The 15,919-nt window shown below is 40.5% G+C and carries 16 protein-coding genes; 8 read left to right on the top strand and 8 right to left on the bottom strand.

The window, feature by feature from the left end; translation table 11 throughout:
• Nucleotides 1-39 precede the first annotated feature (39 nt).
• Entirely contained in the window at nt 40-1,659 is a 1,620-nt protein-coding gene (locus QZ407_RS14210) for an ATP-binding protein (protein WP_295772235.1), read from the bottom strand.
• A 236-nt stretch (nt 1,660-1,895) separates the two neighbouring features.
• On the opposite strand from QZ407_RS14210, the gene QZ407_RS14205 reads away from it, so the two are divergent.
• The 5 genes from QZ407_RS14205 to QZ407_RS14185 all read left to right on the top strand — a co-directional run bounded on the left by QZ407_RS14205 (nt 1,896) and on the right by QZ407_RS14185 (nt 7,885).
• The gene (locus tag QZ407_RS14205) at nt 1,896-5,228 is read left to right on the top strand and encodes a DUF4175 family protein (RefSeq protein ID WP_295772233.1); all 3,333 of its coding nucleotides are present in this window, start codon (nt 1,896-1,898) and stop codon (nt 5,226-5,228) included.
• Nucleotides 5,218-5,652, top strand: a complete 435-nt coding sequence (locus QZ407_RS14200) for an ATP-binding protein (protein ID WP_198171427.1) — start codon at nt 5,218-5,220, stop codon at nt 5,650-5,652. The genes QZ407_RS14205 and QZ407_RS14200 overlap by 11 nt, the downstream gene beginning before the upstream one ends.
• Nucleotides 5,653-6,078, top strand: a complete 426-nt coding sequence (gene ybeY / locus QZ407_RS14195; RefSeq protein WP_295772230.1) for an rRNA maturation RNase YbeY — start codon at nt 5,653-5,655, stop codon at nt 6,076-6,078.
• 47 nt (nt 6,079-6,125) lie between these two features.
• Complete coding sequence (locus tag QZ407_RS14190; protein WP_157540355.1) at nt 6,126-6,635, top strand: glutathione peroxidase; 510 nt, start codon at nt 6,126-6,128, stop codon at nt 6,633-6,635.
• 236 nt (nt 6,636-6,871) lie between these two features.
• Nucleotides 6,872-7,885: an SDR family oxidoreductase gene (locus QZ407_RS14185; RefSeq protein WP_295772228.1), complete on the top strand. Its 1,014-nt coding sequence runs from the start codon at nt 6,872-6,874 to the stop codon at nt 7,883-7,885.
• 53 nt (nt 7,886-7,938) lie between these two features.
• Here QZ407_RS14185 and ffh read toward each other — a convergent pair whose 3' ends face one another.
• Nucleotides 7,939-9,267 carry a signal recognition particle protein gene (ffh, locus tag QZ407_RS14180; RefSeq protein WP_295772225.1) on the bottom strand — a complete coding sequence of 443 codons (1,329 nt, stop codon included), beginning with the start codon at nt 9,265-9,267 and terminating at the stop codon, nt 7,939-7,941.
• Between the two features lie 157 nt (nt 9,268-9,424).
• On the opposite strand from ffh, the gene QZ407_RS14175 reads away from it, so the two are divergent.
• On the top strand, nt 9,425-9,736 hold the full coding sequence (locus QZ407_RS14175) for a hypothetical protein (RefSeq protein WP_295772224.1): 312 nt from the start codon (nt 9,425-9,427) through the stop codon (nt 9,734-9,736).
• Nucleotides 9,737-9,914: 178 nt separating this feature from the next.
• Here QZ407_RS14175 and QZ407_RS14170 read toward each other — a convergent pair whose 3' ends face one another.
• From QZ407_RS14170 to QZ407_RS14145, 6 genes are all read right to left on the bottom strand, one after another.
• Complete coding sequence (locus QZ407_RS14170; protein WP_295772222.1) at nt 9,915-11,003, bottom strand: DUF3078 domain-containing protein; 1,089 nt, start codon at nt 11,001-11,003, stop codon at nt 9,915-9,917.
• Nucleotides 11,004-11,090: 87 nt separating this feature from the next.
• The gene (locus tag QZ407_RS14165) at nt 11,091-11,417 is read right to left on the bottom strand and encodes a hypothetical protein (protein WP_295772220.1); all 327 of its coding nucleotides are present in this window, start codon (nt 11,415-11,417) and stop codon (nt 11,091-11,093) included.
• Nucleotides 11,414-12,100 (bottom strand): hypothetical protein, encoded by a 687-nt coding sequence (locus tag QZ407_RS14160; protein ID WP_295772217.1) that lies wholly within the window; start codon nt 12,098-12,100, stop codon nt 11,414-11,416. Before QZ407_RS14160 ends, QZ407_RS14165 begins: the two co-directional genes overlap by 4 nt.
• 151 nt (nt 12,101-12,251) lie before the next feature.
• The gene (locus QZ407_RS14155; protein WP_295772215.1) at nt 12,252-13,151 is read right to left on the bottom strand and encodes a glucosaminidase domain-containing protein; all 900 of its coding nucleotides are present in this window, start codon (nt 13,149-13,151) and stop codon (nt 12,252-12,254) included.
• 138 nt (nt 13,152-13,289) lie between these two features.
• Entirely contained in the window at nt 13,290-13,817 is a 528-nt protein-coding gene (locus QZ407_RS14150) for a glucosaminidase domain-containing protein (protein WP_295772212.1), read from the bottom strand.
• A 3-nt stretch (nt 13,818-13,820) separates the two neighbouring features.
• Nucleotides 13,821-14,459, bottom strand: a complete 639-nt coding sequence (locus QZ407_RS14145; RefSeq protein WP_295772210.1) for an O-methyltransferase — start codon at nt 14,457-14,459, stop codon at nt 13,821-13,823.
• 325 nt (nt 14,460-14,784) lie between these two features.
• Here QZ407_RS14145 and QZ407_RS14140 point away from each other — a divergent pair, with 325 nt between their 5' ends.
• On the top strand, nt 14,785-15,327 hold the full coding sequence (locus QZ407_RS14140) for a hypothetical protein (RefSeq protein WP_295772208.1): 543 nt from the start codon (nt 14,785-14,787) through the stop codon (nt 15,325-15,327).
• A gap of 41 nt (nt 15,328-15,368) precedes the next feature.
• Nucleotides 15,369-15,911 carry a hypothetical protein gene (locus tag QZ407_RS14135; RefSeq protein ID WP_295772207.1) on the top strand — a complete coding sequence of 181 codons (543 nt, stop codon included), beginning with the start codon at nt 15,369-15,371 and terminating at the stop codon, nt 15,909-15,911.
• The last annotated feature ends 8 nt before the right edge of the window (nt 15,912-15,919 follow it).

Here is a 15,919-nt window from a genome sequence, read left to right as displayed (position 1 = left end):
TTATAAAATCAAGTATTCTGTTCTATTCCAAATTTGTCACTACTCAATAGGTAAGGTAAACCAAAAGGTGCTTCCTTGTCCAAGTTCGCTGTCGGCACCAATTTCTCCCCCATGTCGTTTTATAATTTCTGCACTTATGTATAATCCCAAACCAAGGCCTGATACCTGGAATCCGGAGGCATCGACGCGGTAATACCTGTCAAACAAATGCTGTATTTTACTTTTAGGAATACCCGGACCTGTGTCAGATACTGAAACTTTTACAACGCCATCTACCTGTTCAATATGCATGGAAATCAGGCCGCAATCGGGAGCGTATTTTGCGGCATTATTAATAAAATTGGTTACAACCTGGTCTATTCTATGTTCATCGGCCAATATCTCCAACTCCAAATCACCGGTAATGCTTATGCGGTGGGAGCCGGTGATAGCAATTGGATTTGCACAGGCGTTAAGTAGCTGCGATAATATAAAATAAGTTTTATTAAGCTGCATTTCGCCCTGTTGCAGGCGGCGCACGTTAAGCAAATCGTCAACCAGTGCGCTTACACGCTGTATGCTCTTACGCGATTGCATAATAAGCTTTGGCATCATTGCGTTGGTTGGGTTATGCTTAATTTTATCCATCAACTGTAACGAAGCTTTTAAGCTGGTAAGCGGTGTTTTTAGCTCATGGCTTGCAATGCTTATAAAGTCATCCTTACGCTGCTCAAGCTCTTTTTGCTCAGTAATATCAACACAAGTAATTATATAACCGGCAAATGAACCATCGGGCCTGAACAATGGGTTACCTTTTGAAAGTATCCAGTAATAATGGTCGTTAACGCCGCGCAGTCTCAGCTCGCCTGTAAATGGTTCACACTTATTAAACGCTGCAAGGTAAAGTTCACGGTATTTTTGCTTATCATCAGGATGTATAAAGTCGGTCCATCCGTTGGCTGCAAGCGTGGCTTGGTCCTGGCCGGTAAAATCAGCCCAGGCTTTGCTCAAAAATGTAATTTGGCTGGCGTCATCTTCAACCGCTATCATAATACCCGATCCTTCGGCCATAGCCCTGAATCTTGATTCGCTTTCCTGTAACTCACGCGTACGGCCCAATACTCTTTTTTCAAGCTCCGCATTTAACTCATTGAGCTGTTGTTGTATTTGCTGTAATTCATCGTTAGTTGATACTAATTGTTCGTTGGCTGCTGCCAGCTCCTCGTTCAAACTAGTTTCACGGTTAAGCGCCTCCTCCTGCTCGCGCGAACGTTCTATTGCTTCCTGTCCTAACACGTTGTTAGTTACATCAGCTGCTGTGTGTAATATGCAATAAGTAACGCCGGCCGCATTTTTAACAGCCTTGTATTCATACTCATAATACCTTGTTTGCAACATGCCATTACGCAAAGTTTCTGCAGCAGAGATGCCTACTTTGCTTATACCCGTTTCAAATACACCTTGCAGGTAAGCAAAAAAGGGTTGGTCCTGCAATTCTGGTACAGCATCAATTAATGATTGCCCTATAATACTGCTGTCTTTACCCCAAAATTCGAGCATTGCGTTATTAGCAAACTCAATTGTAAGATCATTTCCGCTGTAAATAGCCGTTGCATCTTTCGATAACGACAAAACATGGAGTAACATTTCATTATTTAACGATGGCAGCGTGTTGATCATTTCCGTTTATCCAACTGTAGAGTGTATGCCTTCGTTACAAAAATAAACAAAGTGGTTGTAAATTATTGGGTTGCTTGTATCATAAACCCTCAAAACAATTAAAAAGTTTAACCATTAAGTGCATTTTTAAAATCCCTGCAATTTAAACCTTGAAAATTTTTAATGACTGCTATGTAAGCAAATACTTTTTTAAAATTTTCGTTTAAATTTATATTCCATACTTTAGTAGCAATAGTATGCAAACGCCCGATAGTTATACCCAATTAATAAGTAAGGTGAATGCTTTTATAAAGAGGTATTATCTTAACAACTTATTAAGGGGACTTATTTTTCTGGGCGCAGGACTCTTCAGTGCATACCTAACCATTGTTTTACTTGAGCATTTTGGCAATTTTAATACGGTATTGCGTACCGTACTATTTTATGCATTTATATTGCTTAACCTTGCGTTAATTGCACTGCTGGTTATACCGTCGCTTTTAGCTTATTTCAGGTTAGGAAAAACACTTACGCATGATGAGGCAGCGGAAATTATTGGTGAACATTTTACTGATGTAAAAGATAAACTGCTTAACACACTACAGCTTAAAAAACAAGCTCAGCAAAGTCATCAAAGCTACCAGTTGCTTGAGGCAAGTATTAATCAAAAAATTGCTGCGTTAACACCGGTTAGTTTTCCATCGGCCATAAACCTTGGCCAAAACAAGCACTATCTTAAATGGATTGCCTTACCATTAACATTAATTATTGTAATATCGCTTATTGCGCCTTCTATATTGACCGAGAGTACAAAAAGACTTATTGAGCACGATAAACATTTTGAACCTGCGGCCCCTTTCAAGTTTGTAATATTAAACAAAAGCTTAAAAGCGGTACAAGGAGCCGATTTTAAACTCAACATTAAGCTTGAAGGCAACAACCTACCGGCAAATGTCTATGTCCAAACCGGTAATAATACCTTTAAAATTGATAAAGAAAGCCTTTCTGCTTTTCATTACACGTTTACCAACCTTCAGCAAAATACATCATTCCGTATTTTGGCAAATGGTTTTAGCTCACAGCCTTATGAAATAAAAGTTGGTCTCAAACCATCTTTGCTAAGCTTTGATGCCCAACTGCAGTATCCGGCATATTTACATAAAACCAGTGAAAGGCTTAATAACGCCGGCGATCTTACCATTCCTGCAGGTACTACGGTAAACTGGTATCTACATACTGCTAATTCATCAGCCCTGAAATTTGTAATAGATGAGCAACCCAAACAACTGCAACCATACAAAGAAGGTGAGTTTAAATACAACCAACGTATTATAAAGGCTACAACATACAGTCTTACCCCTCAAGGCAACCATGTTAATGAGGGAGATAAAGCACAATACCGGATTAACGTTATTGCCGATGAAATGCCCTCCATAAATGTAGAGCAAAAGCAAGACTCCATAAGCAGCAAAGCAATTTATTTTACCGGCGATATTCATGATGATCATGGCTTTATTGCTTTGAAGTTTCATTTTAATGTGAGGAAACCGGGGAATAAATCACAAAACACCGTTCGCTCCGTAAAGGCCGATTTAAGTTCAAACCAATCAAACTTTTTTTACTACTGGAACCTAAAAGATTTGAATATTGAACCCGGGGCAGAGGTAAGCTATTACTTTGAAGTAACTGATAATGATGCCGTAACCGGCCCGAAAACCGTTCGTTCAAATGAACGAACATTACAGGTACCTACGCAAAAAGAGCTTGCCGGTCAATTAGATGCCAATAGCGAAGCTACAAAGCAAAAAATGCAATCGGCCGTAAAATTAGCTGCACAGGTTGAGCGCGATGCACAAAAACTTAACCAGTTGCTGCTAAATAAAAACTCATTAACTTTTGAAGAAAAAAAGCAAATAGAAGATTTATTGCGCCGAAAAAATGAGTTGAACCAATTGGTTAAAGATATACAGGCCGATAATAAACGAGACCGCTACAACCGCGAAGAAAACCAAAAGCAAAGCCCTGAATTACAGGAGAAGCAAAAGCAAATGGAAGATTTGCTGAACCATGTACTTGACGAAAAAACTCAGGACATGCTCAATAAGTTGCAGCAAATGATTCAAAAAGATCAGAAAGATGGTGCGCGAAGTGAGCTTTCAAAAATGCAGAACGATAATAAATCTTTGAAAAAAGAACTCGATCGTATGCTTGAGCTTTATAAGCAACTGGAGTTTGAACAAAAACTCAATCAAAATATTAATGAGTTGCAAAAGCTGGCTGAACAACAACAATCGCTATCTGAAAAAACAAAACAGCCTGGTGCTAATATGCAGCAATTGCTCAAAGAGCAGGAGGAATTGAAGAAAAATTTTGATGCCGTGCAAAAGTCATTAAACGATCTTAAAAAATCGAATGAGCAGCTGGAGCAAAAAAATAATTTCAACCCCGATGAAAAAAAGCAGGAGGAAATAAACCGCGAAATGGACAACAGCCGGCAGCAATTGCAAAAAAACGATAAGTCGAAAGCCGCCAGGTCACAACAGCAGGCAGCACAGCAAATGCAGCAAATGGCACAAAAAATGCAGCAAGATCAGCAGGAGGGTGAACAGGAAGAGAATATGGCTAATGCTCAACAGCTGCGCGAATTGTTAAAAGTGTTAGTTACCAGCTCTTTTGAACAGGAAAAGGTAATGCAGGCTTTTAAAGTAATGAGTGGAAACGACCCGATGTACGTTGGCATGGCTCAAAAACAGAAGAATATTAAGGATAATTTAAAAACAGCAGAGGACACTTTGTATGCCTTAAGTCGCCGTATACCACAAATACAATCAACCGTTAACCAGGAAGTAACTGCAATTAACACAAATATTGATAAAGCGCTCGAGCTGTTAGGTGATAGGCGTACACCCGAAGCAAACCGCAGCCAGCAATATGCAATGACTGCCATGAACAACCTTGCACTGCTGCTTAGCGAAGCATTAGACAATTTGCAAAATGCAAGCAGCAAAGGCGGTAAAAGCGGAAAGCAGCAATCATTGCAGCAACTGAGTCAAATGCAGCAGCAACTCAATAAAAACATGCAAAAAATGCGCGAACAAATGCAGCAGCAGGGTAACCAGGGTGAGAGCGCCAAAGGGCAAAGCCAGCAGCAACGCAGCAGCATAAGCGAGCAAATGGCACGCATGGCGCGGCAGCAGCAATTAATTAGGCAACAACTGCAAGAGCTTAACAGGCAGCAAAATAAAGACGGAACAGGTAAACTTGGCAACCTCGACAAAATTTCGAAAGAAATGGAACAAACTGAAAGCGATCTCGTAAACAAGAAAATCACGGAGGAATCGTTAATAAGGCAGCGGCAAATTCAAAACCGCCTGCTTGATGCTGAAAAAGCAGAGCAGGAACGGGAACAGGATAAGCAGCGGGAAAGCAGGGTTGGAAAAGATACACCCCCGGGTTATATAAAAGCTTTGCAGGAATATGAGCGCTTAAAAGCAAAGCAAACTGAGCAAATACAAACTGTGCCGCCTGCTTTAAATTTTTATTACAAACAAAAAATTAAACGTTACTTTGACCAACTCAATGCAAAATAATATTCAATCAGACGGTGTTCAAACAGGGGAGCTGTTTACACTGCAACTTCCGTCAACGTACGAGAGCATAACACAGCTTGAGGCCCTGATTGAGGAGATCGCAGATAAATTTAAAGTTAGCGAGGATACTTTTGCCAACATGATGACCTGCCTTAACGAGGCAGCAATAAACGCTATTGTACATGGTAATAAACTCAATGCCGATAAAAAGGTAATTGTTAATGCCGACGTTGATAGTAAACGTGCTATATGGACTATTACCGATGAAGGTGAAGGTTTTGACTTTAACGATTTGCCTGATCCTACCGCCGAGGAAAACCTGGAGAAACTTACCGGTAGGGGAGTGTTTATATTGAAGCATTTGGCCGATCAGTGCATATTTAATGCAAAAGGGAATGAGGTAGAGCTGCACTTTAAATTGTAAATGGCTGCTATTAACTTTTTTTTAGAAGATACCGCTTATAAACTAAAAAATAAGCTACAGCTTAAACGCTGGATAAAGGATACCATAATTAGCGAAGGCTACAAATTAGGGGAGCTTAATTATATTTTATGCTCTGATGAATATCTTTTGCAGATAAATCGTCAGTACCTAAATCACGATACTTACACAGATATAGTAACCTTTGACAACTCTGAACAGGAGGGCATTATAACTGGTGACATATTTGTATCTGTTGACCGCACGCAGGAAAACGCTGTTAAGTTTAATGTCGAGGCTGACAATGAGCTACATAGAGTTATTATTCATGGTGCATTGCATTTGCTCGGATACCTGGATAAGAAGCCTGCCGATAAGCAGTTGATGACTGATAAAGAAAACGAATATCTGGCAAAAAAAGCTTTTTGATTGCCTTTTGTTTAGCTACCTTTATTTAACAAAAACTAACATTTAACATGAAGATTTTAGCATTAATGCTTGCCCTGCTTTTTACAGCACCATCTACCGTTTATGATTTTAAACTAAAGAATATTGACGGTAAAGCATTTGATTTAAAGAAATATAAAGGCAAAAAACTATTGATTGTAAATACAGCATCAAAATGCGGTTATACACCACAATATACTGAATTACAAAAACTTGCTGATCAGTATAAAGATAAATTAGTGGTTGTTGGCTTTCCTGCCAATAACTTCAATGGACAGGAGCCAGGCTCAAATGGTGATATTAAAGCATTTTGCGAGAAAAACTTTGGTGTAACTTTCCCTTTAAGCGAAAAAGTGAGCGTTAAAGGGTTAGATATTGCGCCTCTGTTCCAGTATCTTACCACACAGGAGAACCCTGATTTTACCGGAGATATTAAATGGAACTTTGAAAAGTTTTTAATTGATGAGAACGGCAAACTTATTCACCGCTACCGTTCAAACGTAAAGCCTTTATCAACTGAAATAACCAGCCAGTTATAGTTTAAATGAATGTTTAAATGAAACGCCCCGGATGATATCCGGGGCGTTTTTTTATTATAAAATCTCCCGCTTTTATCCTGAATAATACCCCCACTGATTGTATGTCTGATTTTTAGTGAGCATCAAAAAACACAAAAGCATATTCAAAATGATTTTGCCTAAACGGAAAATAATTTAACAAATTATAAAACACCATATTTAACGGTTGGTTATACCTTACAAACAGGTACATCAGTATGAACCAATCAGATAAACTTACCCGCCGGCAAATAGTTGGCGGCTTGGGAGCCGGAATAGCCGCCGCGGCAGTGTCGCCGGTATTCGGGTCAACTCAAACATCGCAGCCGCAGGCTGATAATTTAACAATAGCACCTCTGGAAGATCCCACTACACGCTTTCCGAAGCCTCCATTTAAAGAACAATCACAGCCTTGGCCTGGCTTAGCCAGCAAAATGGAACCACGGCCAGATCATGGTGAAAAGTGGTACAAAGGTTCGGGCAGGCTTATGGGGCGTAAAGCACTTATTACCGGGGGCGACTCGGGTATGGGCCGCGCAGCAGCCATTGCTTATGCACGCGAGGGCGCCGACGTAGCTATCAATTACTTGCCTAATGAGGAGGAAGACGCTAAAGAAGTAGTTGCTTTAATAAAGGCTGCAGGCCGTAAAGCAGTAGCCATACCGGGCGATTTAAAAAGCGAAGACTTTTGCAAAAGATTAGTTGAGCAAGCTGTACAAGGTTTAGGCGGACTGGACATACTGGTAAATAATGCCGCCCGTCAGCAAACACGCAAAAGCATTTTAGAGGTATCTTCAGATGATTTTGATGCTACTATGAAAACTAATATTTACGCGCCGTTTTGGACCACTAAAGCAGCCGTACCGCACCTTAAACCAGGCTCTGCAATCATTTTTACTACATCCGAGCAGGCTTATGATCCTTCGGCCGAATTATATGATTACGCGCAAACTAAGGCAGCTAATATGAGTTCGGTGAAATCATTAGCCAAGCAACTGGCCGAAAAGGGTATACGTGTAAATGGCGTAGCACCAGGCCCTATATGGACACCTCTGCAAGTGAGCGGTGGCGCCACTATGGAAAAACTCAAAATGTTTGGCGGACAAACACCACTAGGCCGTCCGGGTCAGCCGGGTGAGTTAGCCTCTATATATGTTCAGTTAGCTGATGGAACCGCAAGCTATGCTACAGGGCAAATCTACGGTGCATCAGGCGGTGCAGGTAATCCGTAAATATTCCAACAAACAGAAAAGCCGCTTTAAAAGCGGCTTTTCTGTTTATTCTATTACATCTTCGGCATCCGGCGCATCATGTTGGCCATGGCTGCGGGGTTGCTTACTTGCTTCATTATTTTCCGCATATCTTCAAACTGCTTTATTAAGCGGTTTACTTCCTGCAAATCAGTACCCGAACCTTTTGCTATACGTGCACGGCGGCTTTGATTAATAGCATCAGGGTTAGCTTTTTCATGCGGAGTCATGGACTGAATGATGGCCTCAATTGATTTAAAGGCATTATCACCAATCTCAACGTCTTTCATCATTTTGCCCACGCCAGGTATCATACCCATCAAATCTTTCATGTTACCCATTTTCTTGATCTGCTGTATCTGGCTGTAGAAGTCGTTAAAATCAAACTTATTTTTACGAATCTTCTTTTGCAGTTCGGCAGCTTGTTTTTCATCAAACTGCTGTTGCGCACGTTCCACGAGTGATACCACGTCGCCCATGCCCAAAATACGCGAGGCCATACGGTCGGGGTGGAAAACGTCTAAAGCCTCCATTTTTTCGCCCGTACCAATGAATTTAATCGGCTTGTTTACAACCGATTTAATAGATAGTGCAGCACCACCACGGGTATCACCATCCAACTTGGTTAATACAGCGCCGGTAAAGTCTAAGCGGTCGTTAAACACCTTAGCAGTGTTCACAGCATCCTGACCGGTCATGGCATCAACCACAAACAGTATCTCGTGTGGATTGACGGCAGCTTTTACCTGCTCAATTTCCTGCATCATAGCCTCATCAATAGCCAACCTGCCGGCGGTATCAATTATAACTACGTTATTGCCGTTTTGCTTAGCCTGAGCAATACCCTCAAGGGCTATGGCTACAGGGTCTTTACTTTCGAGGTTAGCATAAACCGGAACACCTATCTGCTCACCTAAAACCTGTAATTGCGTTATTGCAGCAGGGCGGTAAACATCATCAGCAACCAGTAAAGGCTTTTTATTTTTCTGCGTTTTAAGGAAGTTGGCCAGCTTACCTGTAAAGGTTGTTTTACCGGCACCGTTTAAACCTGCAATTAAAATAATAGTAGGCGTTGCCGGAAAAGTTAATTCGGCAGTGGTACCACCCATAAGCGCCGTAAGCTCATCATTCATGATTTTGGTGAGCAATTGCCCCGGCGATATGGTAGTGAGCACGTTCTCACCTAATGCCTTTTGCCTTACATCATCTGTAAAGGCTTTGGCGGTTTTATAGTTTACGTCGGCATCCAATAAGGCTTTTCTAATTTCCTTCATGGTTTCGGCCACGTTAATCTCGGTAATAGTTCCCTGGCCTTTCAGAACCTTAAACGCCCTGTCTAACTTATCGGAAAGATTTTCAAACATGCTGATAAATACTGCTTTATTTTGAGCTTACAAAGGTATTGTTTTTTGCCGTAGGTTGTATACAAAGCCACAATTAACCAACAGAAAGCGAGGTTAAAATAATAACTAAATATTTAGTTATTTTTAACTTTTATTGTACCTTGCTAAAAAACAGTCAATGAAAACCTACTTAACACTTAGCTTGATCTTAATTACATTTACCACAACTGCAACAGTGGCGCAAACCATAAAGCGAATACCAACAACGGTAACTGTTGATGGTAGCGGCAGAACCACCGAACCACCTATATATAAGGATGAAAAAGGCAAGATTTTAGAGCTTAAACAAGTAATGAGCTACATGCAAACCGGTGATTATAAAATGGTGAAAAGTGCTGATAAGCGTAATAAGCCGGTATTTGTGGTCACCAAATCGCCTGGTTTTAACCGCAGGCCGGTTGCAGATGAGGTAGTAGTAAAGCCGCAATAATCCATTAACTCAGTTTTAAACGGCATAGTTACCGTTTAAAACTTATGCCCTATTTACAATATATTTAATAACCTCTAATATATTGTTGCGCAGTCTTTGGAGTTAGCGTTTATTTGCGCAAATGGCTTTACAAACCTGATGCGCTATTAAATTAGGAGTCCATTCAATGTAAAACACCTTACGGGAACCGGTAAATAATACCTAAGGCAAGGTTTTCGCTGGCCTGTATGCCGGGCTGGGTATCGGTACGGTTTACAAAGGCATCTCTGTCGTAAATAGCAACGCCTGTTACTGTAACTGCAACCAGGCGGTTAACTTTTGCAGCAATTGTTAAATCCAGGCGATGATCAATATTTTGTGCACCACGACCGTAAGGCACAAATATTTGATAACGTGATGTTAAACGCAAATTTTGCATAACTTCTTTATCAAACAAGGCAACTGCCTGGAATGCAAGCTCGTTATAAACTGATCTTCCAAGTTGTACGTTGTATGCCTTTGGCGGATTTCCGGAGTACTCAATGCCATCATTAAGTACAAAAGTTTGACGCGCGGTACCGGTACCAATACGTAAATCAAACCAGTTGTTAGGCTTGTACTCAAAACCGAATGATTCGGTTATATAACCTGGAGCCATAAACTGCGATATAAGTACAGGAGGCTTATTTGCGTCGTACCTGAAACCCTTATCAAATTGCGATTCAAAACTTAATGACCCGAAGAAGAACCACGATTTAGATAATTGTGTGGCCAGTTTATTATCCCAAAAAATACGGTCGTTGGTTTTGCGGGGTAGCTGCTCCTTGTTTTTCGATCTGCCGTAAAGCAATACCAACTGGGTAGTAAACACAAATGGCTGCTTATTGTACTCCAGCTTGTAATCAATATTACCGTTTATAGCAAAAGAGTTTACACCACCACCCGTCCAGTTATTGCTAAAGCTTGATTGATTGAAATTGATACCTATAATAGCCGTTTTGTGCCAATAGCTTATTTTATAATCCATCATACTAACGGGCATGTACTCGGGAGTTACAATGATTGGCCTCAACTGGCGGGGTACAGCATTACGGCGCGGACTAATACGATACCTGTTAATAAGATTGGTATCTATCTTAATGCTATCGCGGCGCAAACTGTCGGCACGGCGAAGGCTGTCGGTCGTTCGCTGTAAATTAAGCGCAATGCGTTGCAGGCTGTCGGCACGGCGCAAGCTATCGGTTTGCTGGGCAAAAGCCGTGGCGCACATAAACACAAAGGCAGACATAAACGTGAGTGCAGTTCTCAACATATTACAACAAATTAAACGAAAAATGCGCAACGGATAAAAATTTGAATTGAATTTCTTGAAGTATCATTTAAAACAGCTTACCCATGCCCAAAGTTTTCGCTTACTTAAATATTGGGCATCACGCTCAAAACGGTAAGCTTCGCGTTCAAAAACAATTTGCTCATAAGCAGTATAACGGTTGTTGTATTTTAACCTGTTAACAAGATAATTTAACAAGTAAAGTAAGTAAAATGGTATAACCAGCAGCTCGGCTGCCTGCATTAAATGTATGGTTTCGTGCCTTATTAACACTACATCATTCTTTAATACTTGTGTACGTACCAGTATAAACGGAAACAGGGCCATTCCATCAACTTTAAGGCTGCTTACAACAATAACCGGAAACTTCATGGCGTGAGCGGCACATAACCCGGCGCGTTAGGGTTACGCTGAAAGCGTTTAAGGTTTGATTTAATTTGGTTAATAAATTCGTAATCACTGGCGGTGGTTACCATATAGTAACTGGGCCGATAGCGGGCCATAAAGCTAGATAGTTGAGGATCTTGCAAACCGGTTACCTGTTGTACCAGTTTTTTACTAAAACGTTGGTCTATTACGTTTAACTTGTAATCCTGCTCAATAAGTTCGCGCAAATGTGTGGCATTACGTCCGCTGCGGCTTAACATGTTCCAGATAGCATCAATACCTATTCCGGCACCGTTAGGCCCAATGCTTAAAATATCCTTATGTGCTAATGAGCCATAAATTTTAGAATATGCTTTGCGGGTTTCCTGTAACTTTTGGTCGGCGGTGAGTATGGTATCGCGTACGTTTACCTCTTTAAGCATAATGCTTTTGGCTTTAAGGTATACCGCCATATCACCGGTGGCAGGTACTCGCACGGTATCGTTAAAGTAATTTTGCTTACTTATTACCAGGGCATCACCAGGGCGGGCGCTTATTTTAAAATCAGCCTTAAGGGTATTATATACCGACTGGCCGTTACGTAGGTTACGGATGTTGACTTTGGCTATACGCTCCTTGCTATCCTTGTCAAACACAAGACCCGCAACCTGTTTGTCTTGCGCAAACAAGGCCGGTGCTGTAAAACAAAAAAGCAACAATAGCCAATATCTCATCAATAACTCAGAATTTAACGGGGAACAAAGGTTTAAATTATAAACAAAACAAACGTACTGAGTTTGATAAATTTAACGTTTTTTAACAGCTCTGTTAAACCAGTTGTTACTTTGCTATAATCAGTTGCTGCCCAATCTTAATATTATTATCGTTCATATTATTAAGCGCCTTCAGCTCTTCAACAGTGAGTGCATAGCGTTTTGATATGTTATACAAAGTGTCGCCGGTGCTTACGGTGTGAACTTTTACAACGGGCTGCGCCTTCACAATGGTATCTTTTTGAGGATTTGTACTATTTTGATTTATTTCGGCCAGTACCCGGTCTTCACGACGTATTTTTTGCACTTCTCCTTCCGGGCGGTCATACTGATCAAGTCCGTACTTCTTTATAGTATTGATAAGTAGTTCAGGATATTTAGGGTTAGTAGCGTAACCGCATTGTTTCAAACCGTATGCCCAGCCAACGTAGTCATTTTTATCTAACTCGAAAAGCATAGCGTAACGTTTGCGTTTTAAGAACTCTGAATGATCACGGTACGACTCTTCCGGGTTGCTGTATACCCTAAAACAGTCGTCAACTTTATCATCATCTTTATAATAGCTGCGACCTGTCCAGTCACTTGTGCATTTAATACCAAAGTGGTTGTTGGCATAACGGGCTAACTCACCATTACCAAAGCCCGACTCCTGTAACCCTTGCGCAAGGGTTATACTGGCCGGTATACCATAAAGATTCATTTCTTTTATAGCAATAGCTTTAAAACGTTCAATGTAAGTTGCTACGGTATAGCTTGTAACCGCAGTTGTACCCGCTACAGGCTGATTTTCTTTTTGTACCCGCTCATTATTCTTTTTGTACTCGGGGTTGCGCTTTACCTCGGGTGCAGGTTTATTTACAGTAGTATTGCCAGGAGTACGGGGAGGAGTGTAAACCGTTTTACGACGCGATGAACAAGCCGATAACAATAAGGTAATTATAAATAAGTAAGCTATGTTTTTAACCACGGGAAATTAAAATGCTGTTATATAAAAAAGTCATTGCAACATATAAAACAATCTCTGTACGAAGGATGCCTTTGACAAGCATAGTTCAGTGACTGCCTCATACCTCGCAATGACGGGTATTAAACTTTAATGATATTTTTATTGTCTTTTAGGTTCGGCGGCCTTTACAGAATCGGGCTGCTCATCATAGGCATGCAAATCATACCTTTTAATTAAGCCTAAAACCTGCGAACCCCACCTTTTACTGCTGGCATAACCGCTGCGTTGTATTCCTTTAACCCAGCTTTTGTAATCATAATGTGAAAGTGATTGCGAAAGATGGCTGAATTGCTTACGCTCGGTCATGATGCGGGCAAAATCCTGGAAAGAGTCTGTTGCTGAGTCGTATTGTTTGTAGGCCGATTTGGTTTTCTTACGACCTGTATAAGATACAGGGCTTCTGCCTTTTACTCCGAAGTGATTGTTTTGAGTACGGGCAAGTTTGCTGTTTCCGCTGGCGCTTTCATGCATAGCTATAGCTAAAATGATGCTTGCCGGCACACCGCTCTCGTGCATTATGCGAATGGCATTATCTTTGAACTTATCCACATAGGATTTTGAAGTGTTCTGTGCCGAGGCCGCAAAAGCCGAAGATAACAAACAGGCAATCAGTAAGATTTTCTTCATAATTTACTTTTTTCTGATGACAAGCACGCCGTCGCGCACAGGGAGTATCAGTTTTTCAACCTGTGTACTAACAGCAATGGTGTCATTTAGTTTTCTGAAAAGTTCGGTGTCGTTGTCTTTAGCGTCTCCGTACACTTTTCCTTTCCACAAAACGTTATCAATTATTATTAAACCTCCCGGTCGTATTTTGTCAATGATCAACTCGAAGTAAGCTAAATTGCTTTTTTTATCCGCGTCGATGAATGCAAGGTCGTAAATATTTTCTGATAATCCAAATAACACATCCCTGGCATCCCCAATGTAAAGTTGTATACAGTCTTGTACGTCAGCTAGTTCGAAATTGTTTCTAAGCGTTTCTTCTTGTTCACGGTTCACTTCAATGGTGTGTACTTTACCACCCTCCGCAAGCCCTTCGGCCAGGCAAATAGTGGCATAACCCGTAAAAGTTCCTATCTCTAAAATAAGCTTTGGCTGTACCAGTTTGCTTAACATGCTTAGCAACCGGCCCTGATAATGCCCGCTCAGCATGTTTGGCTTTAACTGCTTTAAATACGTTTCGCGGTTTATTTTTTTCAGCGCCTCGGGTTCAGGGTCGCAATGAGTTTCAAGGTAAGCCTGCAAATCATGGTTAAGTATTTCCATTAGGCAAATGTCGGTGTTTTTTAAAGCAACACCAAAGAGGGAAAACCTAGATATCAGTTTAGTTAATTATTTAACCTTTATGACAACATACTATATAATATTGATAATAACTGTCAATATATTAACTCCTGCCTTAAGTAGCTTTGATGTAAATAAACCAATTACCTACTAACCTATCTTCATGAAAACATCAGCATCAGGAGCGCCACTTCCATGGCAAAGCCGTGTCTTTTGCGTGGAGTTCAACACCCGCGGACATCCCCATTTTGAAATGTATTACTAGCCATTCCATTCTTAATCACAAATTTTTAAACCTGTATTTATTATGAAAAAACTTAATTACCTGCTAACCCTAAGCATATTGTTTATGGTTATAGCTGTTAACACATCATGGGCGTCAACCGGCAAAAAACAAAATGAACATTGGGGAACGCCATACTCGATAGCTTATTTGGCTAAACATCACAAATTAATTGAAGCTAACAAGGCGTTTAATTATACAACTGTTTATTTCAATATTTACCTTCCGCCAAACACTTATTTCACTTATTGGACGGTAACATTTGATAATGGCATAAATACCTACACCTTTAACACCGACCCTTACGCTCATTACAATCCGCCATATTATGAAGATTCATGGTCGGGTATTCCGCAAGGTACCTACACTGTTACCATACATAACAATGGATATGGCAACGGTTACTTATTTGATGCTGTTTTAGACTTTGTTGATGCTAACAGCCAATCACAGTCACCTTACTTCTGGGATAAAAACACCGACTACTCAGACTTTGTATTTCAAAACGTTTATGTACCCGGCGATCCGAATACATCAATAGGAATGAGCCTCTCAGCTCATCAATAATTTACACAGGTAACAAATCATTCACAACAGAAATTATTATTATGAAAAAACTTGTTTATGTGTTTACAGTAAGCTTGTTACTGATTGCAATTGCCTTCAGCGACTCTATGGCTGCTCATAACAAGCAGCAAAAGCAACACTGGGGAACGCCGTACTCTATAAATTATTTGGCTAAGAATCACAAGCTGATTGAAGCCAACAAGGCCTTTGACAACACCAAAATATATTTTACGGCCTACCTTCCGCCAAATACTTATTTAACGTATTGGACAATAACTTTTGATGATGGAACGAATACGTATGAACTTCAAACTGATCCTTATGGTTACTATAACCCTCCTTATTACGAAGATTCATGGTCAGATATTCCGCAGGGAACGTACACAGTTACCATACATAGCAACGGTTATGCTAATACATACATTTTTGATGCTATACTAGATTATGTTGATGCTAACGGACAACCGCAGTCGCCTTACATTTGGGATAAGCATACAGACTACTCTGATTTTGTATTCCAAAATATTTATGTGTCCGGAGGTACTAACTCCTTCATTAACATTTACCTGGCGGCTCATAATTAATTCACACA

It is taken from the genome of uncultured Mucilaginibacter sp., from assembly GCF_913773635.1.
Taxonomy (GTDB): domain Bacteria; phylum Bacteroidota; class Bacteroidia; order Sphingobacteriales; family Sphingobacteriaceae; genus Mucilaginibacter.
The sequence above is the reverse complement of the archived record's forward strand: the minus strand, read 5'-3'. Positions and strand labels throughout refer to the sequence as shown.